Annotated in this window: 15 protein-coding genes; 8 read left to right on the forward strand and 7 right to left on the reverse strand. The window is 60.1% G+C overall.

Annotated elements, in window-relative coordinates; genetic code table 11:
* The first annotated feature begins 28 nt into the window (after positions 1–28).
* Complete coding sequence (locus ACYVI2_RS08220; protein WP_415822302.1) at positions 29–907, forward strand: GntR family transcriptional regulator; 879 nt, start codon at positions 29–31, stop codon at positions 905–907.
* Positions 908–917: 10 nt separating this feature from the next.
* Here ACYVI2_RS08220 and ACYVI2_RS08225 read toward each other — a convergent pair whose 3' ends face one another.
* The 4 genes from ACYVI2_RS08225 to ACYVI2_RS08240 all read right to left on the reverse strand — a co-directional run bounded on the left by ACYVI2_RS08225 (position 918) and on the right by ACYVI2_RS08240 (position 7439).
* Positions 918–1901 (reverse strand): Bug family tripartite tricarboxylate transporter substrate binding protein, encoded by a 984-nt coding sequence (locus ACYVI2_RS08225; protein ID WP_415822300.1) that lies wholly within the window; start codon positions 1899–1901, stop codon positions 918–920.
* A 95-nt stretch (positions 1902–1996) separates the two neighbouring features.
* The gene (locus ACYVI2_RS08230; RefSeq protein ID WP_415822299.1) at positions 1997–3334 is read right to left on the reverse strand and encodes an NAD(P)/FAD-dependent oxidoreductase; all 1338 of its coding nucleotides are present in this window, start codon (positions 3332–3334) and stop codon (positions 1997–1999) included.
* A 39-nt stretch (positions 3335–3373) separates the two neighbouring features.
* A complete protein-coding gene (locus ACYVI2_RS08235) occupies positions 3374–5374 on the reverse strand; it encodes a hydantoinase B/oxoprolinase family protein (RefSeq protein WP_415822298.1) in 2001 nt (666 codons plus the stop codon).
* A 16-nt stretch (positions 5375–5390) separates the two neighbouring features.
* Positions 5391–7439, reverse strand: coding sequence for a hydantoinase/oxoprolinase family protein (locus ACYVI2_RS08240; RefSeq protein ID WP_415822297.1), 2049 nt, complete (start codon positions 7437–7439; stop codon positions 5391–5393).
* Between the two features lie 135 nt (positions 7440–7574).
* Here ACYVI2_RS08240 and ACYVI2_RS08245 point away from each other — a divergent pair, with 135 nt between their 5' ends.
* Complete coding sequence (locus ACYVI2_RS08245; RefSeq protein WP_415807727.1) at positions 7575–8486, forward strand: LysR substrate-binding domain-containing protein; 912 nt, start codon at positions 7575–7577, stop codon at positions 8484–8486.
* A gap of 887 nt (positions 8487–9373) precedes the next feature.
* Here ACYVI2_RS08245 and ACYVI2_RS08250 read toward each other — a convergent pair.
* Positions 9374–10249, reverse strand: a complete 876-nt coding sequence (locus tag ACYVI2_RS08250) for a GNAT family N-acetyltransferase (protein WP_415822417.1) — start codon at positions 10247–10249, stop codon at positions 9374–9376.
* A gap of 175 nt (positions 10250–10424) precedes the next feature.
* On the opposite strand from ACYVI2_RS08250, the gene ACYVI2_RS08255 reads away from it, so the two are divergent.
* From ACYVI2_RS08255 to ACYVI2_RS08265, 3 genes are read left to right on the forward strand one after another with little or no spacing between them, the layout of a single operon-like run.
* Complete coding sequence (locus ACYVI2_RS08255; protein ID WP_415822415.1) at positions 10425–11639, forward strand: efflux RND transporter periplasmic adaptor subunit; 1215 nt, start codon at positions 10425–10427, stop codon at positions 11637–11639.
* A gap of 9 nt (positions 11640–11648) precedes the next feature.
* On the forward strand, positions 11649–14819 hold the full coding sequence (locus ACYVI2_RS08260) for an efflux RND transporter permease subunit (protein WP_415822414.1): 3171 nt from the start codon (positions 11649–11651) through the stop codon (positions 14817–14819).
* Complete coding sequence (locus tag ACYVI2_RS08265) at positions 14816–16258, forward strand: efflux transporter outer membrane subunit (RefSeq protein WP_415822413.1); 1443 nt, start codon at positions 14816–14818, stop codon at positions 16256–16258. The genes ACYVI2_RS08260 and ACYVI2_RS08265 overlap by 4 nt, the downstream gene beginning before the upstream one ends.
* Here the strand turns inward: ACYVI2_RS08265 and ACYVI2_RS08270 are convergent.
* Positions 16236–16964 carry a TetR/AcrR family transcriptional regulator gene (locus ACYVI2_RS08270; RefSeq protein WP_415822411.1) on the reverse strand — a complete coding sequence of 243 codons (729 nt, stop codon included), beginning with the start codon at positions 16962–16964 and terminating at the stop codon, positions 16236–16238. The genes ACYVI2_RS08265 and ACYVI2_RS08270 overlap by 23 nt on opposite strands.
* Before the next feature lie 114 nt (positions 16965–17078).
* Here ACYVI2_RS08270 and ACYVI2_RS08275 point away from each other — a divergent pair, with 114 nt between their 5' ends.
* From ACYVI2_RS08275 to ACYVI2_RS08285, 3 genes are read left to right on the forward strand one after another with little or no spacing between them, the layout of a single operon-like run.
* Positions 17079–18536: an efflux transporter outer membrane subunit gene (locus ACYVI2_RS08275; RefSeq protein ID WP_415822410.1), complete on the forward strand. Its 1458-nt coding sequence runs from the start codon at positions 17079–17081 to the stop codon at positions 18534–18536.
* Positions 18533–20212: an MFS transporter gene (locus tag ACYVI2_RS08280; protein ID WP_415822409.1), complete on the forward strand. Its 1680-nt coding sequence runs from the start codon at positions 18533–18535 to the stop codon at positions 20210–20212. Before ACYVI2_RS08275 ends, ACYVI2_RS08280 begins: the two co-directional genes overlap by 4 nt.
* A gap of 21 nt (positions 20213–20233) precedes the next feature.
* Positions 20234–21283, forward strand: a complete 1050-nt coding sequence (locus ACYVI2_RS08285; RefSeq protein ID WP_415822408.1) for an HlyD family secretion protein — start codon at positions 20234–20236, stop codon at positions 21281–21283.
* A gap of 296 nt (positions 21284–21579) precedes the next feature.
* On the opposite strand, the gene ACYVI2_RS08290 is transcribed toward ACYVI2_RS08285, so the two are convergent.
* Positions 21580–23103, reverse strand: coding sequence for an amidase (locus ACYVI2_RS08290; protein ID WP_415822407.1), 1524 nt, complete (start codon positions 23101–23103; stop codon positions 21580–21582).
* Between the last annotated feature and the right edge of the window lie 7 nt (positions 23104–23110).

The following is a 23110-nucleotide window of genomic DNA, read 5'->3' on the forward strand; positions in this document are numbered from 1 at the left end:
AGGCAGGCATTCCCTTTCCATTGAGCGCATGTCCCAATCCCTTCAGTCTCAACTCGCCACCGATATCCTTCAGCGGATCAATGCCCAGTCGATGCCGGCAGGGACACGTTTGTCCGAACGCAGTCTGGCCAAAGCACTGCGGGTGTCTCGATCCCCGGTGCGCACCGCGCTGCGGCAATTAGCCGACCAAGCCCTGATCGATCCCCATCCCGACGGCGGATTCGTCGTTGGTGCAGGCGCGCTCCAGGTCAAACCCGCGGCCCTGATCAGCACGTCCGACCAGGAAGACCTCTACCTTCGCATTGCGCAGGAACGGCTCGATGGCAAGCTGCCCGCCCGAGTCTCTGAAAATGAATTGATGCGCCGCTACGACGTCACGCGCAGCCAGCTCACCGACATCCTGCGCCGCATTTCAAACGAGGGTTGGATGGAACGGCTGCCTGGCCACGGCTGGGCCTTTACCGAGGTCATGACGTCGTCAGTCGCTTATGCTGACAGCTATCGATATCGCATCCTGGTCGAGCCGGCCGCGATTCTGGAACCCACGTTCCGCATCGACGACGCTGGGCTGAAACAATGCCGCCAGGAGCAACAAGCCCTGGTCAACGGCGAGGTGCATCATGTATCGCCGGCGCAGATTTTCGACGCCAACACACGGCTGCACGAAACCATTGCGGCGTGCTGCGGCAACACTTTTATTCTGGATTCACTACGACGCATCAACCGCGTTCGCCGGCTGATGGAATACCGTAAAGCCGTGGACCGGCAACAGGCGTTGCGCCGTTGCGAGGAACACTTGGTATTGATTGATCTGCTGCTGGCGGGGCAACTGGAAAAAGCCTCCACCATGATGCTTACGCATCTGCGGGATGCTGCCCGCGAAAAGCGGGCAGTGGTATCGGCGTAACGCAAACCCTTTAAACGTGGATGCCCGCGACCTGGACCAGTTTCTTCCAGCGTTGGCTTTCCTGCGCCATAAAGGCAGCCGTCTCTGCCTGAGACATCTTTGGCATGAGCGGAGTGCCCTGGCGTTCGAAATTTTCCACCAGCTGCTTGTTATCCCGCGCAGCCTCGAAAGCCTGCCCTAAGCGGTCCACGATGCTTTGCGGCGTTCCCGTCGGTGCCCACAGTCCGTTCCACGTCACAATCGTGAAGTCTTTCTTCAAGAGCTCGCTCAGCGTCGGAATATCGAGCGCCACAGAGAGCCGCTCACCATTGGTCGTGGCTATCGCCCGCAAACGCCCGGACTGCACCATGGGCCCCACCACGGACCACGGATCCACCGCATACGTGAGCCGCCCGCCGATGACATCCGCCATCACCCCTTGAGAGCCTTGCTTGTACGGCACATGCAACAGATCGGGATATCCCAGTTCCGTCGCCAGGCTCTTGCAGATGATATGGCTGGAAGTCCCCACACCGTTCGAGGCATAGCTGTCAGTTTGGGGATTTGCCTTGATATGCGCGGCCAGATCATCCAGGTTGTGTATCTTGCTCTCGGCCGAGACCACCACAAACACCGGCACGCTGATCGTGACCGCAATAGGGGCAAAATCCCGCGCAGGATCATAAGGCAGATCGGCATACACGAACGGCGCGATGACATACGGTGTCGCCGCGCTATACAACAGGGAATAACCATCCGGATCGGCGCGTGCGATGACATTGGCGCCCAGATTGCCGCCTGCACCTGCACGGTTTTCGACCACCACGGACGCGCCCTTGATGGCTTTCGACACAACCTCGGCATAAACGCGCGCGGCGATATCAGTACTGCTGCCTGCTGAAAATGGCACCACGAATTTGATCGGACGGTCTGGATAATTCGCTGCATTGGCAGGCCCGGCCAAGGCCAGCCTTTCGCCTCCTAGCAGCGCAGGTGCTGCGGCAAGTGTGCCCAAAAATGCTCTTCGGCTATAACGCATCGTTGTATTCCCCTTGTTGACGTGATCACTGCTTAAAAGCCGAGCTGCCGCCCCATGGCGGCAGCGGCCATTCAATACAGAATGCTGGGTTGCAAGCGCCGTCCGTCTATCAAGCGCTCATACGAAAAATCATCCAACGCGATCTCGGCACGCCCATGCACCATCAATTGCGCCAGACTTCGTCCCGCCCCCAACGACGAGCTGAAACCATGGCCGCTAAAGCCCGTACATAGAAACAAGCCCGGCAGACGCGAGACATCCGAAATGATGGGAATGCCATCCGGCGTGTTGTCGATGACGCCGCCCCATGCCTGATCAATCAGATTCGGCCCCATGCCCGAAAACAAAGCGGCCGCGTCCTCGTAGGCACTTCTGACCAGATTCATATCGGGCTTCGGGTCGAGAATCCGATGACGGGTATAGGGCGACTGGTTCAAATAGAAATAGCGAAACTCGTCCCATAGCTGGGCAAAGAACTTTCGCCCCAGCGAAACGTTGACGTTCGCTTTTCTGGCTTGATACAGCGACCGGAACGTCATCCCGTAGCGCAGCAGATCGGGCACCACATGCATGGTGCCGCGTCCACTCTTGGCCAGAGTCAGGCCGCCATCCTCCCGGTCACGGAATGAGAACTGCGTCGCACGCGCAGGCGAGCGGCCGCCGGTGTCGAACTGCAGACTCTTCGATGCCGACGAGTGCACCTGCAGGATCGGCAAACGCAGCCTATGCTTTCGGCAGAACATGGAGGACCATGCCCCGCCGGCCAAGACCACCTGCTTCGCCCGCACAACGCCCTTTTCTGTCTGGACGCCCGCAATACGGCCGCCGTCGATCAGCAACTCATTGACCGCACACTGCTGAACGATTTTTGCGCCCTGCTCCTGCGTATGCTGGGCTAACAACGGGATCGCCCGAGATGGCTCGGCATAGCCATCCCTTTCGGTACAGATCCCTCCTATCCAGGCGGATTTTCCCCAGGCATGCGTGGCGTTGGCTTCGCGCGCACTCAACATCTTCGACGGGACACCGCGCGCAGACGCCGTGCCGTGCCATCGTTCCCAGGTCTGCAACTCCTTGGGGTTATCCGTGACGAACACCACGCCAGTCTCGCGAAATCCCACATCTGCGCCCGTCTCGGTTTTCAGATGACGCCACAGATCCACACTCAGCTTGGCCATCTCCAACTCGCGGATATCCCGCCCGAGCGTGCGGCACCAGCCCCAATTTCGACTGCTCTGTTCCGCCGCGACCCATCCCTTCTCGATCACAGCGACGCTGGCGCCTAATCGCGTCAGCTCATAGGCCGTCGCGATCCCCGCCGCACCCGCTCCGATCACCACGACATCTGCCGATGGCGGTGGTGACTGAGCCGTATCTACCCGCAAAAGCGCTTGCTTCAGTTGTTGCATGACAATAGCTGCCTGATAGAGTTCTTAGTCGCTCAGACATCACGCGTCTGCGGCTTGCAATTGGGGATAGGCCTTCTGCATCTGCTCGAAGATCTCGTCGATCAGTTCAGGCCGTGTGTCGCTTGCGTCTTGCCGCACTCGCTGGTCCACCGCGTCAAAGATCTTTATCTTGAGAAAGTGCCGCCAGATCGGCGCCACACCTGCCAGATGCTGAGTCAGCTTTGCATAGCGGGCCGGCGTCCACACCGAATCGAACGCCGTTCTGCCATCGCCATAGTCATAGTGCGCGCCGCTCGGAGTCTGACCTGCGGATAGCTGAGCGCGCAGCGCTTTGGTTTCGTCGCGGCGGACTTCGTCACCGTCGATCACCACGCCGTACTGTTCGCGAGCATTGTCGACCGACACATAACCGCAGCGCACATCGTGCAGCACTTGCTGAGGATCACGTTCAAAGGGCGAGCCATAACCACCACCTCCGCAGCCATCCAATCGAATCACATCACCAGGTTGACATTGAATGAAATCGTTGACGCCCAGATCCTCTTCGTGCGGCGTGCCAGGATTGCGCGTAAATTTCGACACCGTACCGGCCTTACCCCCCAGCACGCCCCAGGACGCAAAGCGCGAGCGATCACGATTGCGTGCCGTGACCGCCGAGTTGGGCGTAAAGACCTGAAACTCCATCGAGGTCCCCAGTCCTCCGCGATACTTTCCGGGCCCGCCGCTGTCAGGGACCATGCCGTAGCGGGTAATCCGAATCGGCACCTCGGTCTCATTGATCTCTACCGGCGTATTACGCAAGAACGCCACAATCGCGCCCGACGCATCGACCCCATCGCTCCAGGGATCACCGCCCGCGCCGCCGCCTACAGGTCCAATAGCAGCAATGATGTTCTTGCCCGAGCGATCTGTGGTTTTGACGTTCACAATGCTCATGCCGCCAGCCGGAGACGCAGGCAAACGATCCGGCACAACCTGCGAAAACACACCCATCGTGGCGTATTGCACGACTTTGCACGTCAAACTGCGCATTCCCACAGCGGCGGGAGGCAAAGGATTGACCACCGACCCTTCCGGCAAAATGCAACGGGCGACGCGCAACATCCCTGCATTGAGCAGGATGTCCGGATTCAAGGAATACAGCACGTAGTTCAGGCCGACCAAGGCCAACACATGACGCTCTTTGCCGCCGGTAGGCATGTTCAGCGATGAGTTCAACTGCGGGTCGCTGCCCGAAAAATCGAATTCCAGACTGCCATCCTGGATACGCAGCGTGATCGCAACGCGCAAAGGCTTGCCGTTCAACGAATCTTCGTCCGCATACTCCGCAAAGAAGTATTCGCCATCAGGCATGGATCGCACGATGGCGCGCGCCTGTTCCTCGGAATAATCCAGCATGGCTTCTACGCCATCCTGGAATGTCTCCAACCCGAATCGCTCGATGATCTCGAGAATGCGCCGCTCGCCGGTCATCAGCATGGCGATCTGCGCCTGCAAATCGCCGCGATTCTGTTCGGGCGAACGCACGTTGATTTCCATCAAGCGCATCAACTCATTATTGAGCTCGCCACGGCGCACGATCTTGGTCGGCGGAAAACGGATGCCTTCTTGCTGCACCTCGGTCAGGGTACGCGACAACGAGGCAGGAACGGCGCCCCCCATATCGGTATTGTGGATATGCCCCCCGACAAAGCACACAATTTTGCCCTGGTAATACACGGGCTTCCACATCATGATGTCGGGCGTGTGCGTCGCGACAAAGCCACTGTAGGCATCGTTCGTCATGCAGATATCGCCCGGCTCGTAGCCTTCGATCATCTGGATCACGCTGCCGAAATCCAGGCCGGGGTACCAGGTGGCTCCCAAAGTCTTGGGCGACGCAAACGTCTGTCCCGCCAGGTTCATGATCGTGCAGGAGAAGTCCTCCGTTTCCTTCACAAATGCCGAATGGGCCGTACGCATCAAGGTATGCGCCATGCTTTCAGCGGCCGCTACGCAGTAGTTGGCAAAAATCTGCAGTACCGTTTTATCGAAATTCATTTGATCCTCGCCCGATTCAGTTCAGTTCAAGCGCTGTAAGCTCGAGATTCCCGTAGACATCCACGTGGGCGTCAAAACCAGGCAGCACGCAGGTCGTGCAATCGTCTTGCGCCACGATCGCCGGTCCGCTGAACCTCTGGCCGGCCAGCAATTTGTCCCGGCGATAAAGCGGCACATCCCGATACTCGCCTTCCATCCAGACTTGCAAGGTAGATTCGGATATCGGCGTTCCTGAGCCTTTGGCGATATGACGCAATTCCGGTTTAGGCGTTCTATACGTAATCACCAGGCGTATCGCGACGACCTGAACGCCGGCGCTCACATCACCATGCCCGTATAGACGCTCGTGCTCTTGGTGAAAAGCATGGCTCAATTTATCGATCTGACCTTGCTCCAGCCATTCACGCTGAATAGGCGTATCGATCTCGAACGACTGGCCGCGATATCGCATATCCGCAGAGACATCGATCTCGGCGCCGCTATCGCTGCCGACCTCAGCCACCAACCATTCACGCGCCCGAGCCTCCAGCTCGCCGACTGCCGCTGCCAGTCCAGGCAGCGTCCCCGAATTCAGATCGCAATACGTGGTCTGAACAAAATCGTTCTTCACATCGGCAATCAAACCGCCTAACGCGCTCAACACCCCTGGCGTCGTAGGCACCAGCAGTTTCTGCACCTTGAGCGCCTTTGCCAGATAGCAGGCCAGCATCGGCCCCGCCCCACCGAAAGGCATCAGGTTAAACACTCGCGGGTCGATACCGAATCGCGAGATCACTCGGCTGACTCCCGCATACATGCTCGATACGGACACGTTGACGATGGCCTCGGCAGTGCGCAGCACATCCGTTCCCAAACGCTCGGCCAATGGCGCAATTGCCCGGCGCGCGGCATCGACATCGACTTTGACGGCGTTGTAGCCCAGTTGCTGCGAGCCGATCACGCCCATCACGGCAAACGCGTCCGTAATGGTGGGTTGTGTCCCGCCTTTGCCATAGCACACAGGTCCCGGTGTGGAGCCCGCGCTTTGGGGGCCTACCTTCAACACGCCCAGATCGTCGACCCAGGCAATGGAGCCGCCGCCATCGCCCACAGACGATACGGAAACCGAAGGAATATGAATCTGAAAATCGCCGATGTATTCGCCCGTCGCGAACTGCGGCTTGCCATCCACGATCAACGCGATATCCGCGGTGGTCCCGCCTATATCCAGGCTCATGCAGTTCGGGATATTGCACAGTTTGGCGATATACGCAGCGCCAATGACCCCAGACGCCGTGCCGGACAGAATCATCTGGACGCAGTTCGCCTTGCCATGTTCTGCGCTCATGACGCCGCCATTGGACTTCGTCACTTTCAGGTCAACAGGAACACCGCTCTCGCGCAAGGCCGCCTGCAGGCTTTCCAGATAATGCGACACGCGCGGCTGCACATAACCGCCGATCACCGCCGTCAACGTACGCTCGTATTCCCGGATGATCGGCCAGACTTCGTGCGAGCACGACACAAACATTCCCGGCAGCGCACGCTGCAAAATCGCCTTGACCTCGAGTTCGTGGACGGGATTACGATAGGCATGCAACAGGGATATCACGATCCCTTCGCAGCCCGCCTCGCGCAAGGACTCTGCCACGGCCAGCACGCTGGCCTCATCGACGGGCGACACCACGCGTCCATCCGCGGACATCCGCTCGTCGACCCCAAAAACCCGGTCACGGGAAATCAGCGGCACGGGACGTTTGGACATCAGGTGGTACATGTCCGGGATCTTCAGGCGGCCGATATCCAGCACGTCCTCGAAATTGCGCGTCGTGATCAGCGCCAGCTTCAGCCCACGGCGCTGCACCACCGCATTCACCCCCACGGTCGTGCCGTGCGTGAAATACGACACCTGTGCGGGGTCGAGGGCATACCGCGCTTTCAACTGCTCAATACCGGCCAACACCTCGCTGCCTGGCGCGTCGGGGCGGGAAAACACTTTCAGGGTCAGGATGGTCCGCGTCGACTCATCCAACACGGCGAAATCCGCAAAGGATCCACCGATATCCACGCCTATCCGAAGGCTCATTGGGCACTCCTCAAAATTGGGGGTCAGGTCTGTGCAGCCCCCCGATCTGCTGCATCAATGTGCCCATGGTAGGCACTCACCACCCATATGACTAATTGAATTATCATCAGATGTCATGCAAAAATGATATGACCCATGCTGAACTTCCGCCAGATCGAAACTTTCCGCGCTGTCATGCTGACCCGGTCCATGACGCAGGCGGCCAAAGACCTGAACACAACCCAGCCCAACGTCAGCCGAGTCATCGCCCAATTGGAAAGCCGTATCGGTTTGCGTCTGTTCGAACGCATCGCGGGCAAACTCATCCCCACACGGGAAGGCGAGGTTTTCTTTCGCGATGTCGAATTGACATTCGCAGGCTTGCGCAGCCTGGAACGGTCTGCAGCGACATTGCGTACGCGCGGGACCGGGCATTTGCGTATTTCGGCCGTTCCGTCTCCCGCCTTGGTGACCGTCCCCGAGGCCATCCGCTTGTTCGCAGAGAAATTTCCCGACGTCACGGTGTCGCTGCATGTGGCGGACTCCATCACGGTCTGCCAATGGACTGCTGCTGGCTATAGCGACATTGGTGTCGCGTCCGACATTTTCAGCAACCCGGGCATTGGCCATCATGTAGCCAGCAAATCACTGGGCGTCTGCATCGTCTCGACCAAACACCCCCTGGCCACGAAACGCCGTCCCTTGACGCCCAAGGATCTGGCGGGCGAACGATTCCTTTCGCTGTCACCCAACGACGCCATGCGCAAGGTGATCGACGCCGTATTCGCCGCGGCAGGCGATCAGCGGCGACTATCCTACGAGTCGCATTTTGCCGCCGCGATCTGTCACATGGTGGATCTGAACCTGGGCGTCAGCATCGCCAATCCCGATGTCGCCGATAGTTTCCGATCTCTGAACATCGCGATCAAACCGTTTGCGCCGGATATCGTGTTTTCAACGTATCTCGTGTATCCCTCGGGGAATCCGCTCAGTCTGCTGGCCAAGACATTCTGCGAGTGCTATCAGACCGTAGCGACGCGCCGGCGATTGCTGAGGGATTCGCCGTGAGCAGCCACTGGCGGCGGTCAGCGGGTAGGATGGGAGAATGAGTGCTATTGGACGTCGAAGCGGGGCAGTGACCGTGTTGGCGCTTCACGTGACTGGTCGGCCGCCTGCGCGTCCGACACCGCTTCGCTCACCTCGTCCGCGCCTTCGCGCTGCCTTCGGTATCCACTCGCTCAGCCACGAGGCGCGCCAACACGGTCACTGCCCCGCTTCGACTCGCAGCATCTCTGATTCCCTCGCCGCTGGCACGAGCGGTCTACGTAGGCTTCGTAGGCGATGATTTCTGCAAAAACGAAGATCTTGCAGGGCGGCTATTCATTGGCGCCTACGGGCGCGCCAATGAATAGCGTTCGTGATCGGCATGCAACGGCTTGGCATCGGAGATGAACAGAAGATCTCTCGAGCGACGATTTCGTCATACCTAGAGATGAGCTACGCATCATCGCCACATGCATCAACGCTAGCCAAGCAGATCTTCCAAACTGGCACCACGCCACCCCGCCGCATGCCCGGACCGATAGCTATTCGCGCGTGTGCAGGGCACGCGCGAATAGCAGCCCTGCAAGATCTTCCTCTTTGCCAACACGGTCGCAGAAAAATGCCAAGCAAGAGACTCGTGCCAGCGATGTGACGAGCTTGAATTACTGCGAGTCGAGCCGAGGCAATCGGGCCGTGAGGGCGCCTCAAAGCCGAGTGGAGCGGATGCTGAAGGTAGGCCCGAAGGGGCCGGACGAAGCGAGCGAACACGGTGTCCGGCCCCCGCGGGCCGGACCGGCTTTGTGAAGCCCTCACGGCCCGATTGCCTCGGCTCGACGTCCATAAACACTCCAACCTCATCCACACCGAAACCTCCAACCACGACTATTCCGCCACACGCCTTAAACGCTTACCTAGCCCAAAGCCTGCGCCGCCAAGGCATAAGTATGAAACTTCCCATCGCCCGCAGCAGGCGTACCGCAGATCATCCGCGTACCCGTATCGACCCGCACCAGCCCTGCCGTAGCCAGCCAGTTGGCAATACCTATCTCAGGCGGAATATCGATACGTACGAATCGACCCGCGCAAACAGCCAGCCAATGCGCAATCAACACTCGCGCCGCCTTTTCGTCAACGGCAACAACGGGCCCGATCAATTCTCCACGCCCAAACGTGCGCAGCGTCGAAAACCCGATGATCTCGCCATGATCCTGCAACACCACGCCTTGCCCTTGCTCCAGCAACGCCTGCACCAGTGCGCGGCGCGACATGCCCGACGCGCGCCGATCCAGCTCGGCCAGGACATCCAGGTCATCATGTACAGCGGGTCGCAGCGACCAGCCTGCCGGTAACGTCTCTTGCTGCTTATCTATCGCCACGCCCTGATGCTGGCTGATCTGCCCCACCGGCTGAAACCCATGCCGGGCGTACACCCCCGCACCGTGCGGCGTCGCATGCAATAGCGCGGCAGGTGCCGACACAGCATTCAATAGGCCCGCCACCAAACGGCTCGCAATGCCCCGCCCCCGATAGGTCTCGGAAACGATGATCATCCCCAACGTGGCGCACGATCCAAAATCCCAATGCATGGCCACGCCAATCAGTTGAACACCATCGAGCACCGCCACTCCGTTGCCTAGCGGATAAATGAATTGCCAATCCTCCAGACGGTGCGGCCACCGGGCGGCTTGCGACAATCCCCACGCCTGCGCCAGATCCTCCGGCCGTAGCGCCCGCAACACCAGTCCATCCCACGCGGGGTCTTCGATAGATTCAGATTGCTCTTGCACAATGCGCCCCCAATTCGAAATGGGCAATTTTTTGCACGGAAACTGCCACATATTGCGACAGTCGATACATCATCATACCCGCGCCAGCCTCCAGGCCGACCGCACCGCGGCCTCCCTATTTCCTGCACATTCGTTAGCTAGCATGGCTCATCATTTGACTCATTGCGGGTGTCGCATGTCCCATCGTTTCCTCTCAGCCGTTCCCCGAACCGCGCGCTACAGCCTGCTGGCCTGCGCCCTGGCTCTCGTATTGAGCGCCTGCCAGGACGAAACACCAGCGCCCCTACCCGTGTCGGAAGTCGGCGTGCAACGCGTCACCACGCAACGGCTCGCGATGGAACAATACCTGCCGGGCCGTACCGTCGCCTATATGGAATCGGACGTACGCCCGCAAGTCGGCGGGATCATTCAAAAGCGCCTGTTCACCGAAGGCCAGGAAGTCAAAGAAGGCCAGGTGCTCTACCAGATCGATCCCAAAACCTACCAGGCCAGCTACGACAGCGCCAAAGCGGATCTCGTCCAGGCCGAGGCCGTTGTCATGGCGGCCAAACCCAAGGCGGAGCGTTATCGCAAGCTGGTCGCCATCGACGCCGTCAGCAAACAAGACAGCGACGATGCATTGGCGACGCTGCGTCAGAACGAAGCCGCCGTCGTCTCCGCCAAAGCGGCATTGCAAACCGCCAAAATCAATCTGGACTACACCCAGGTCACAGCGCCCATCAGCGGCCGCATCGGCACCTCGACCTACACGCCTGGCGCATTGGTCACGGCCAGTCAAGAAACAGCCCTGACAACGATTCAGCAACTGGATCCCATCTACGTCGACGTCACGCAAACCAGCGCGCAAATGCTGGCGCTGCGCAAACAGATCGATAGCGGTGCGCTAAAAGCCGTCAACGGCAAGGCCGAAGTCAAAATCCAACTGGAGGACGGCAGCCTCTACGATCGCACCGGCACACTCGAATTCGTCGGAACCTCGGTCAACACCAGCACTGGCAGCGTGACCCTGCGCGCCGTGGTGCCCAATCCGGATTTCCTGCTGCTGCCCGGTACGTATGTTCGCGCGGTATTGCCCATGGCCATCAATGACACTGCGATCCTGGTGCCGCAAAGCGCCGTCACGCGCAACACCAAGGGGGAAGCCGTAGTGAAACTGGTCGGAGACGACAACAAAATCATCGAACGCATTGTGCAAACCGGCAATGCGATCAAAGACCAATGGGTCGTTACCAGCGGCCTGCAGGCCGGCGAACGCCTGGTGATCGATGGCGGCAGCAAAGTCATGGCGGGCCAGGAGGTCGCCGTCGAGGAACTCAAGACGGCCAGCAAGGCCACTCAACCGAACGCGGCTAGTGCCCCGACTCCGCCATCGACCGCAAAGGCAGAGTAAGGAATCACCATGGCTCGCTTCTTCATTGACCGACCCATCTTTGCCTGGGTAATTGCCATCGTTATCACGCTGGCTGGCGCATTGTCGATCTTTACCCTGCCCATCGAGCAATACCCCGATATCGCCCCGCCCTCCATCTCGATACGCGCGACCTACACCGGCGCCTCGGCAGAGACGACCGAAAACTCGGTCACACAGGTGATCGAACAAAACATGACGGGCCTGGACAATCTGCTGTACATGTCCTCCAGCAGCACCTCATCGGGCAGCTCGGAAATCACCCTGACGTTTGCCTCCGGCACCAACCCCGACACGGCCCAAGTACAGGTGCAAAACAAGCTGCAGCAGGCGCAATCCATGTTGCCGGACAGCGTGCAAAGCACCGGCGTCACCGTCACCAAGTCATCAGGCAACATGTTTCTGGTGCTGGCGTTCACTTCTGAAAACGGCAGCATGGATGGTACAGACCTGGCCGACTACATGGTCTCTACCATCCAGGACCCGGTCAGCCGAGTCTCTGGCGTGGGCAACGTGCGCGTCATGGGGTCGGAATACTCCATGCGTATCTGGCTGGACCCCGAAAAATTGCGCACCTATTCTCTGATGCCCTCGGATGTCACGAGTGCCATAGAGAACCAGAACGCCGACGTATCCTCGGGCTCGCTGGGCGCGGTTCCTGCCGTCGAAGGCCAGGCGCTCACTGCGACCGTCAACTCTCGCAGCCGCCTGAAAACGGCCGATCAGTTCAAAGACATCGTCATCAAATCCGAAACCAGTGGTGCAGTCGTCCATCTCTCGGATGTTGCGCGCGTAGAACTAGGCACCGAAGACTACTCCATCATCAGTAAATTCAACGGCAAGCCTGCCTCCGGTATCGGGATCGAACTCGCTTCGGGCGCCAATGCACTGGATGTTTCCGAGGCCGTCGATGCCAAGCTGCAAGAGTTGCAACCCTTTTTCCCTAGCGGCTTGCAGTACCACGTCGCCTATAGCACGACGCCTTTCGTCAAAATCTCGATTCAAGAAGTCGTGACCACCCTGTTCGAAGCCATCGTGCTGGTGGTGGCCATCATGTACCTGTTCCTGCAGAACTGGCGCGTGACCTTGATCCCCGCTATTGCGGTGCCTGTCGTGTTGATGGGTACTTTCGGAATCCTGGCCCTGCTCGGATACTCTATCAACACCTTGTCCATGTTCGCCATGGTGTTGGCCATCGGGCTGTTGGTAGACGATGCCATCGTGGTCGTCGAAAACGTCGAACGCATCATGAGCGAAGAAGGCCTCAGCCCACGCGAAGCCACGCGCAAATCCATGGGACAGATCACGGGCGCACTCGTCGGTATCGCATTGGTGCTCACTGCCGTCTTCTTGCCCATGGCGTTCTTCGGTGGCTCTACCGGCGCCATTTATCGTCAGTTTTCCGTGACCATTGCCTCGGCCATGATCCTGTCGGTGCTGGTTGCGATGACCCTCACCCCGGCCCTCTGCGCCACGATGCTCACGCCGATCGAAAAAGGCGGCCATGTCAGCCGCAAAGGCCTGTTGGGACGTTTTTTCCAGTGGTTCAACACGCTCTTCGATCGCACCGGCAAGCGCTATCACCAGGGTGTCGGTTTCATGACCAACCATCGCAAATCGGGGGGCATCATTTATCTGGCGATCTTGATCGTCGCGGGTGGCCTGTTCTGGCATTTGCCCACGTCATTCCTGCCCGAAGAAGACCAGGGCATGCTGATGGTCATGGTGAAATTGCCTTCGGGGGCCACGCAGCAACAGACGCTGAAAGTCATGGACGAAGTCGCTGACTACATCAAAGAACAACCGGAAACCGCATCCATCATGTCTGTAGCGGGATTCAGCACCGGCGGCAGCGGACAAAACTCAGGAATGGGCTTCGTCCGCCTGAAAGACTGGGACGAGCGCGACGCAGACGCCAATACGGTCGGCATGCGCATCAGCATGGCGATGGCAAAACGGTTCCGCGACGCTCAGATCTTTGCCATGACTCCCTCTGGTATTCCTGGGCTGGGCCAGAGTGCGGGCTTTACGATGGAACTGCAAGACCTCGGCGGCGCTGGCCATGAGGCGCTAGTCCAGGCACGCGAACAGCTCCTCGCGCTGGCGGCCAAAAACGACAAACTCGACTCTGTACGTTACCAGGCACTGGAAGACGCCCCCACCTTTGACGTCAAGATCGACGACGCCAAAGCAGGCGCCCTCGGCCTGTCGCAAAGCGACATCAACAGCACACTGGCCACCGCCGTGGGCAGCACCTACGTCAACGACTTCGTCAATCGCGGACGCATCAAGAAGGTCTACGTCCAGGGCGAGGCAGAAGCCCGCATGCTGCCGGATGACATCGGCCGCTGGTCGGTACGCAACAGCGGCGACGATATGGTGCCGTTCTCGGCGTTTTCCAGCAGCAGTTGGGGATACGCGCCCGCCTCGCTATCGCGATTCAACGGCTCAGCCTCCATGGAAATTACCGGTCAGCCGGCGTCCGGTGTCAGCTCCGGTACCGCCATGGCGGAAATGGCCACGCTCGTTAAGCAACTACCGTCAGGTTTCGGGTACTCCTGGTCAGGCCTGTCGTATCAAGAACAACAATCGGGATCGCAGGCGCCGCTGCTGTATGCCGTGTCGCTGTTGTTCGTATTCCTGTGCTTGGCCGCTCTGTACGAAAGCTGGTCCATTCCCTTTTCCGTGATGCTGGCCGTTCCCATCGGTGTCGTAGGCGCGCTATTGCTGACCAGCCTGCGTGGCCTGAGCAATGACGTGTATTTCCAGGTGGGTTTGTTGGCCACAGTGGGCCTGGCCGCAAAGAACGGCATCCTGATCGTCGAATTCGCAAAAGAACTCGAAGAGCAAGGCAAATCGCTGATCGCAGCAACGCTGGAGGCTGCCCAACAACGCCTGCGTCCCATCCTCATGACCTCACTGGCATTCATGCTCGGCGTGCTGCCGCTGGTCATCAGCACGGGCGCAGGCTCGGGCGGCCGCCACTCGCTGGGTACCGGCGTACTGGGCGGCACGCTGGCGTCCACCGTGCTGGGTATTTTCTTTGTTCCGCTCTTCTACGTAGTGGTGCGTACCTTGTTCCCAGGCAAACCCAAATCGGCTGACGCCTCGGCCCCCACCCAGCACGGCGACACCGCCAACCATGACGAGGTCACCCCATGAAGTCCTTGACCCTGAAACTGATCCCCGTCGTGTGCGCACTCGCATTGAGCGGCTGCGTCAGCATGGCTCCGGATTATGAACGTCCGGCATCGCCGGTACCCACGCAGTTTCGCAGCGCTACGGCTGGCGTCGCCGACGCCACACCGGTCGCGGACCTGGACTGGCGCAAAGTCTTTCTCGATGCGCGCCTGCAAAAAGTCATCGCCACAGCATTGGATAACAACCGCGACCTGCGCGTCGCGGTGCTAAACATCGAAAAAGCGCGCGCCACCTATCGCATCCAACGATCCGATCTGTTCCCCTCGGTGCAAGCATCCGGCAGCTACAACGCGGCACGCACCAGCGCCGCCAGCACAGGCACAGGCAGTTCACAAGTCGGCCGCAGCGTCAGCGCCGAAGTCGGATTCAGCAGTTGGGAACTGGATCTCTTTGGACGCATCCGCAGCCTGACCGACGAGGCGCTGGAAACCTATCTCGCGACCGAGCAAACGCAACGCAGCACGCGCATGAGCCTGGTCGCCGAGGTCGCAGGCGACTGGCTCACGATAGCCGCGTATCGAGAGCAATTGGCATTAGCCAAGGAAACATTGGAAAGCCAACGCGCCACCTTGAAACTCACAGAGAGCAAACACGCGCTGGGCATCGCGTCCGGCGTCGACTTATCCGAAGTCCAAGGCAGTGTAGAAAGCGCCCGCGCCGATGTCGCCAGCTACACCACCTCATTGGAGCAAGCGCGCAACGCCTTGGATCTGGTCGTTGGCTCGCCCGTGAGTGACGATCTGCTGCCAGTGCCTACCGACAACGAAGCCGTCGCGCTCGCGCCCCTGCCTGCCAACCTGTCGTCCGATGTGCTGTTGCAACGCCCCGATGTGCTGTACGCAGAACACACATTAAAAGCGGCAAACGCCGATATCGGCGCAGCGCGGGCCGCGTTTTTTCCCACGATTTCGTTGACCGCTGCGACGGGACGCAGCAGCGACGCGCTGTCCAGCCTGTTTGACGCCGGCACCCGCACCTGGTCGTTCGTGCCCAGCATTTCCATCCCGATCTTTAACGCTGGATCGCTGCGAGCCTCGCTGGATTCCGCCAAGATTCAAAAAGAAGTCACCGTGGCCGAATATGAAAAAGCCATCCAGACTGCCTTCAGCGAAGTCGCCGACGCCCTGGTCGCCCGCAACAACATCGATGAGCAACTCGATGCGCAACGTGCCCAGGTCGCGGCAAATCAACGCAGCTACACGCTTGCCGATGCACTGTATCGCAATGGCGTAGACAGCTATTTGGAAACCTTGGTCTCTCAACGCACGCTGTACAGCGCGCAGCAAACATTGATCACGTTGCAGCTTAACGAAGCCGTCAACCGCGTCACGCTCTACAAGGTGCTGGGCGGTGGTGCGGACGCGATATCGACTGTGGCTAACGCGTCCCAAACGCCTTAAAAAAAGTCTCCAACGCCAGATTGGCCCAGCGCTTGCGCTGGGCCGCGGTCGCTGGGCGATCGGACAGCAGCAGACTTTGCAGCTGAATGTGGCCGCGGACCAGGCTGAAAAACACCGCAGCGGCCTCTTTGCTGGTCATGGTGCCCAGATCCAATTCCTTGGCTTGCACCGCCCGCTCCAGATGTTCGGCTACGATCGTGCAATAGACCTTGGGGCCTTTCTCATAAAAAGTGCGTGCCAGCTCGGGAAAACGGATCGCTTCCGCTGCCGCCACGCGGAACAAGGCCAAGCCCGACGGCGCCAATCCAAAATCCAGGTACGCATTTGCCATTTCGGCCAACACTGCCTGGATTCCTCCTGACATCGACCGTCCTGCTCTGAGCGCGTCCATGTGCATGGCGCATTGCCGTTCGATCACCGCCGCAAACAAGGCCTCTTTTGTGGGGTAGTGTGCATAAACCGTAGCCTTGGACACACCCGCGGCCTGTTGAATCATGTCCGTCGTCGCCGCGGAAAAACCGTGCGTCAAAAAAACATCGCGCGCCGCATCAAGGACCGCCAATGCCTTACCCGTCGGGCAAGGGGACGACTCTGAGAGCTTGGAATCACTACCGGAACCGGACTGTGCACCGCTTGCCACGCGTGCAGCCCCAGAGCTCCTGGGCTGACCCGCTGTGGATTCGGATGGGTGATCGGTCTTTTTCATTTGGGTGTGTGTACCGTTCGGTTCAAAAATAGTTGACCTGTCTCTGAGCAGAGAATACCATACTGTACCGAGAGGTTTAGTTTAATTCACAAAAGTCTTCGTACGGCTCATCCCATGTCTATCGTCACCTATTTCGGCAGCCGCGCGGCGCCCATCCTGGCCCTGGCGCTGCTTGCTGGCTGCGCCGTTGGCCCGGATTTCCAGGTCCCGCAGGCGGCGCTTGACGGCATGCAACTCCAGCCCAAGGAGGGGCAAGCTCAACAGGCACTATCGGCGGACCCCGTGCCCCGTGATTGGTGGCGCATGCTGAACGATCCCGTGCTGGACAGCCTGATCGCTCGCGCCTGGGAGGGCAACCTCGACGTACAAGCTGCCGCGCTGCGCGTACAGCAGAGCCGCGCGCGATCCGGCATCGTCATGTCCAATCTGTTTCCGCGCATCGGGCTGGACGCCAGCGTGACCCGCCAGGCACTCAGTGAAAACGGGCCGATGGTCGCTCTCGGATCCCCCACGGCCGCCACCGACCTGTGGCAAGCAGGTTTTGATGCCAGTTGGGAGATCGATATCTGGGGCCGGCTGCGCCGGCAACGCGAGCAATCCCTCGCCTCGCTCGAGGCTTCGGTCTACGAAGAGCGCGGCGTACAAGTGTCCTTGTCCGCCGAAATCGCCCGGCAATATCTCGCGCTGCGTGGCGTGCAAACGCGCCTGGCCATTGCGCTGCAAAACCAGGATATCGCGACCCATCTCGTGAAGCTGACGCAGAGCCGTCAGAAAAACGGCGTCGCGACGCGTTTCGACATCGCCTCGTCCCTATCCCAACAAGCGTCCGTCGACGCGTTGATTCCACAATTGCGCGATGAGGAGAATGTCTTGCTCAATGCGCTGGCGCTGCTGGTGGGCGAACCGCCTCGCAGCCTGGATGCGCAATTGGAACAAGCCCACGCGCTGCCCAATGCATCGGTACAGCTGCCGGTAGGATTGCCCTCTGAACTGGCCCTGCGCCGTCCCGACATCCAACGCGCCCAGGCCAATCTGCACGCAGCCACTGCCGCGATCGGCGTGGCCAAGGCCGATTTCTATCCTCGTATTTCTCTCATCGGCAGCTTTGGCACACAGGCTTTTGAACGTGATGACCTGGGCTTGTGGAGCTCTACCAATTTCTCTATCGGTCCGGCCATTCATTTGCCGATTTTCGAGGGAGGCCGCCTGACGCGCACGTTGGAATTAACCGAGCTGAAACAGAAAGAGGCCGCCGTTACCTATCGCCAGACCGTGCTGCAAGCCTGGCATGAAGTCGACAATGCCTTCAACGCCCTCGTCGCGCAACAACAGCGTCAGACCGCCTTGCAGCGCGCCATGACCGAAAGCCGAGAGGCGCTGAGCGCCGCAGAAAGCGCCTACCGTGCCGGGGCGACAGATTACGTCACGGTACTGACGGCTCAGCGTAATCTCCTGGCCAGCGAATTGGAGCTCAGCAACGCCACCACAGGCAGTGCCGTGGCGATCGTCTATCTCTACAAGGCCCTGGGAGGCGGCTGGGCGCCACAGGCTGAGGCCGAGGGGCAGTCATGACCCCGACAACGGTCCCCCTCGATATTGCGTCAACGACCAACGCTCCCGCTGCGGCCCACCCGCCCGGAGCGGCCAACGCAGCGACATCGACCAGCACGCCGGCAATCACCGACACCGCGCCTCCTGCTGACACGCCCGCAATCGCCAACACTTCCTCCTCAAGCAACACCGCGGCAACTGCCAGCCATAACGCCAACGCGCTCACGCCACGCCTGATTGCTGGATTGACCGGCATATTCCTGGCCGCCATGATCGCGGGCATCAACAATCGGGTGGGCTCATTGGCTCTGGCCGATCTGCGCGGCGCCAGCGGCTTTGGCCTGGACGATGGATCCTGGATCACCACCGTCTATAGCGCAGGCGAACTGCTCGCCATGCCGATCGCCGGCTGGTTTGCGATCACGCTCAGTTTGCGCCGCTTTCATCTGATGATGCTGGGCACCTGCAGCGCAATCGCCTGCGTGCTGCCGTTCGTGCATGACATGGGCTTGCTATTGATCCTGCGTGCTCTGCAAGGCTTGACCGCCGGTGCCTTGATCCCTTTGTTGATGATGGCCGCCCTACGATTCCTGCCGCCATCGATCCGGCTATATGCGCTGGCGCTGTACTCGATGACAGCGACCTTCGCGCCCAATGTGTCTACGTGGTTGGCCGGACTATGGACCGACCAATTGCTCGATTTGCGGATGGTGTATTGGCAAGTCATTCCCGCAGGCCTGATCGCCGGACTATTAGTCTCCTGGGGCGTACCGCAAGACATGCCCAAACCCGAGCGCTTTGGCCAGGCGAACTGGTTCGGGTTGATTTTCGGTGCCCTCGGCTTGGCGCTCGTGGCCGTCGGCCTGGATCAGGGAAACCGGCTCGAATGGTTTGCTTCCCCGCTGATCAGCACCTGCCTCGTCGTAGGCCTGCTGCTGGTCGCATACTACTTGTTTACGGAATGGCACCATCCCGCACCGTTCATCAAACTGCAGTTGTTGAGCCGGCGCAACCTGGGATTGGGCTTCACGATTTTCTTTTCCCTGTTGGTCATTTTCCTGTCCGGCTCCTTGCTGCCCTCCCTGCACCTGGGCCATACATGGGACTATCGCGCGCAGCAAAGCGCTCCCATCGGCCTGATGATCGGGCTGCCTCAGCTCATCGTCGCTCCCGCCGTGTCGTTGCTGCTGTATCGCAAATGGGTAGACGCCCGAGCCGTCATGGCCCTGGGGCTGGCATGTCTGTCCTTGTCCTGCATGATGGGCGCGCACCTGACCTCCGAATGGATGTGGACGGAATTCATCTGGGCGCAGAGCCTGCAAGCCATCGGCCAACCGTTGGCGGTCGTGGCGTTGCTGTTTCTATCGACCAGCGTGGTTCAACCCATGGAAGGTCCCTATGTCTCGGGCATGGTCAATCTGTTGCGTGCCTTGGGAACATTGGCGGGCTCCGCAGCAATCAGCCGGTTAATCGAACTGCGCACGCGCTTTCATAGCGAAATGCTGCTGGATCATGCCGCTCGGGCGCAGGCTCCGGCACCGGCTGATTTGGCATCCACTATCGCAGGCCAGGCTGCTGTGCTGTCCATCGCCGACGCTTATTGGGCGTTGGCCGCCTTCGCGGCCATCCTGATCCCGTTGGTCTTCGCCCTCCAATACATCCCCTCGCCGACCGCGGCGATGCATCCGAAACACTGATTCAAAGCACTGAGAACCATCATGGCATTGAGCAAAAAAACCAAACTCGTATCAGGCGGAATATTGATTGCCGCTGCCGTCATCGCGGCCATCGTGATCAATCGTCCCGAGGCGTCCGCCTCGTCTCAATCAACGGACGATGCCTATATCCGAGCCGATATCACTTCAGTCGCCCCTCAGGTTGCGGGCCTGGTCACCCACGTCCTGGTCGAAGAAAACGAGACCGTCAAAACCGGCCAATTACTCGCGCGCATTGACGATCGCGATTACGAACTGGCGGTGCGCAGTGCCAGGGCCACACTCGCCAGTGCACAAGCCAGTGCCGACGCATTAAAAGCACAAGCCACCGTGCAGCAATCGGTCATCCACCAAGCCAGCGCCACATTAGACGCCGACCAAGCCAATCTCAAACTGGCTCGCGCCGATTTCAATCGCTACAGCAACCTGGCCGCAGATGGTTCGGGCACCATACAAGCTCGCCAGCAGGCTTTGGCCCGTCTGCGCGTACAAGAAGCCCAGCACGAGAAAAACCGCGCCATTCACCAAGCCGAAACCGAGCGTCTGACCATTTTGCAGGCCGATCTGCAACGCGCGGCCGCTGCCGTCGAACAAGCCAAAGCGGCCGTCGCGCAAGCCGAGCTCAACTTGTCCTATACCCATATCGTGGCCCCGATCTCAGGCGTGATCGGCCACAAAAATCTCCGAGTCGGTAATTTCGCCAAAATCGGAGAAGCGCTCGTCACCGTTGTTCCGTTGGCAGACATCTACGTGGAAGCCAACTTCCGCGAAACTCAGTTGGCAAAAATGCGCGCAGGCCAGCCTGTCATCCTGACTGTCGACGCGCTGCCCGGACAAACATTTTCCGGCAAAGTGCAAAGCGTCGGTCCCGCCAGCGGCGTCAGCTATTCCGCCATTGCCCCCCACAACGCGACAGGTAACTTCACCAAAATCGTGCAACGCCTGCCCGTGCGCATTGCGCTGGATCCTGACCAAGAAAACACCAGCCTGCTGCGCGTAGGCATGTCGGTACAACCCGAAGTCGACGTCAGCCGCTCAGACTCAGGATCGTGATCCGAGTCCTCCGGGGCATGAGTTTGCCGCGGCCGGGCAGGCGTGGCGGGTGGGCCTGTTGGGAGCTGCCGAGTCCGTGCATGATCGGCGGGGGAAGTCCGGGGGCCATGTTTGAGCGAAGCGAGTTTGGCCCCCGGCCCGCCGATCATGCACGGACGTAGGCCGAGCCCCCGTTCAGGGGGCGAGTCAGCGGACCAGGCCCACCCGCCACGCCTGCCCGGCCGTGGCAAACGTCTCAAGAACCCGTCCCGCCTCCACCAAGCCACACCTTCGACCTGCACCTTCCAAAAAATACATCACACCGCCGATACAGCCCCACCCTGCCCCTGTCCATCCAACACCGGCGGCGCCGTCACAATCGACGTCAACGCCGGCTCGGCGACCTGCAATGCCGCCAGATTCGGACGCGGGCGACGCAGCGCCTCGATGCGCGAGAACGCCTGCTCCATCGCGTACGATGCTCCCAGCACCTCGCGATCGCCGCGGAACGGCCCCACGATCTGCAAACCGAACGGCATGCCATGTCCGTCCAGCCCGCAAGGCAAGGACAAGGCAGGATGCGTGGTCAAGGTCACCACATACGTCAGCGCCAGCCAACGGTAGTAGTTTTCCTGCTTTTCCCCATTGATCGTATCCGCATACAGGCTCGTCCACGGGAACGGCGACACCGGCGTAGTCGGCGACAGGATCAGATCATAGTCGGCGTAGATCTCCTGGAAACGCTTCAGGATACGCGTCTGCTCGGCTTGCGCCCACGCACTGTCCTTCAGGCTCATCGCCGCGCCCATCTCATAATTCGCACGGGGATTGGGGCCCAAGCTAGCAGGGTCCCGCTCATACGCCTCACGCATCCCCGCTACAAACGCCTCGGCGCGCAACACATCAAAACAACGATGCGCCTCGCCCAGATCCAACTCGATCGGCTCGCAGGCCGCGAACAAATGCTTCATCGCCGCGATCTTTGTACGGAACGTAGCGCGAATACCATCATCCACCGCGCACACGCCGAAATCCTCGGTATACGCAACGCGCAACGAGCCCAGGTCGACCGACTCGGGGCGCAGGAACGACAGCGGATCCAGCGGATAGCTCAAGGGATCGCCCGCATCCATACCCGCCGAGGCCGCCATTTGCAGGCAAGCCTCTTCGACGGTGCGCCCCATCGGTCCCACGACTGAAATCGGCGTCCAGCCCAGCAACTTGCGCACACTGGGCACCACGCCGGGCGAGGGGCGGAATCCCACCACACCGCACTTGGCGGCGGGAATACGCAATGATCCCCCCGTGTCCGATCCCGTGCACACCGGCAACATATCGCATGCCAGTGCCGCAGCGGACCCGCCCGAGGACCCACCCGCATTCAAATTCGGATTGAATGGATTCCCCGTCGCACCCCATACAACGTTGCGCGAGTTCGCGCCCGCCCCCATCTCGGGCACGTTGGTCTTGGCTGTCACGATAGCGCCCGCACGGCGCAAACGCGCCACCAGCTCGACATCGTGCTCTGGCACATGATCCCGATAAATCGGCGAGCCAAACGTCGTCAGCAATCCCGCTGTGGGCTCCAGGTCTTTCACACCCATCGGCAGACCATGCAACAAGCCCAGCATGTCCCCCGCCATCACCGCACGCTCGGCGGCGCGGGCTTCTTCGCGCGCACGCGCATAGGCTTTGGCCGTCACCGCATTGACGTACGGGTTCACCGCTTCGATACGGGCGATGCAGGCCTCCAGCAACTCGACCGGTGACAACTGTCGCGCGCCGATCATTTGCCGCAGCGTAACGGCCGAAAGAGAAACCAGGGAATCATCCAGTGCCATGAGAAAA

It is taken from the genome of Bordetella tumbae (assembly GCF_054780995.1).

What these genes read in the sequence shown, in the direction of transcription:
- ACYVI2_RS08220 (WP_415822302.1), top strand. Translation starts at nt 29, where the DNA reads ATGTCCCAATCCCTTCAGTCTCAACTCGCCACCGATATCCTTCAGCGG.
- ACYVI2_RS08230 (WP_415822299.1), bottom strand. Translation starts at nt 3,334, where the DNA reads ATGCAACAACTGAAGCAAGCGCTTTTGCGGGTAGATACGGCTCAGTCA.
- ACYVI2_RS08235 (WP_415822298.1), bottom strand. Translation starts at nt 5,374, where the DNA reads ATGAATTTCGATAAAACGGTACTGCAGATTTTTGCCAACTACTGCGTA.
- ACYVI2_RS08240 (WP_415822297.1), bottom strand. Translation starts at nt 7,439, where the DNA reads ATGAGCCTTCGGATAGGCGTGGATATCGGTGGATCCTTTGCGGATTTC.
- ACYVI2_RS08245 (WP_415807727.1), top strand. Translation starts at nt 7,575, where the DNA reads ATGCTGAACTTCCGCCAGATCGAAACTTTCCGCGCTGTCATGCTGACC.
- ACYVI2_RS08255 (WP_415822415.1), top strand. Translation starts at nt 10,425, where the DNA reads ATGTCCCATCGTTTCCTCTCAGCCGTTCCCCGAACCGCGCGCTACAGC.
- ACYVI2_RS08260 (WP_415822414.1), top strand. Translation starts at nt 11,649, where the DNA reads ATGGCTCGCTTCTTCATTGACCGACCCATCTTTGCCTGGGTAATTGCC.
- ACYVI2_RS08265 (WP_415822413.1), top strand. Translation starts at nt 14,816, where the DNA reads ATGAAGTCCTTGACCCTGAAACTGATCCCCGTCGTGTGCGCACTCGCA.
- ACYVI2_RS08270 (WP_415822411.1), bottom strand. Translation starts at nt 16,964, where the DNA reads ATGAAAAAGACCGATCACCCATCCGAATCCACAGCGGGTCAGCCCAGG.
- ACYVI2_RS08275 (WP_415822410.1), top strand. Translation starts at nt 17,079, where the DNA reads ATGTCTATCGTCACCTATTTCGGCAGCCGCGCGGCGCCCATCCTGGCC.
- ACYVI2_RS08280 (WP_415822409.1), top strand. Translation starts at nt 18,533, where the DNA reads ATGACCCCGACAACGGTCCCCCTCGATATTGCGTCAACGACCAACGCT.
- ACYVI2_RS08285 (WP_415822408.1), top strand. Translation starts at nt 20,234, where the DNA reads ATGGCATTGAGCAAAAAAACCAAACTCGTATCAGGCGGAATATTGATT.
- ACYVI2_RS08290 (WP_415822407.1), bottom strand. Translation starts at nt 23,103, where the DNA reads ATGGCACTGGATGATTCCCTGGTTTCTCTTTCGGCCGTTACGCTGCGG.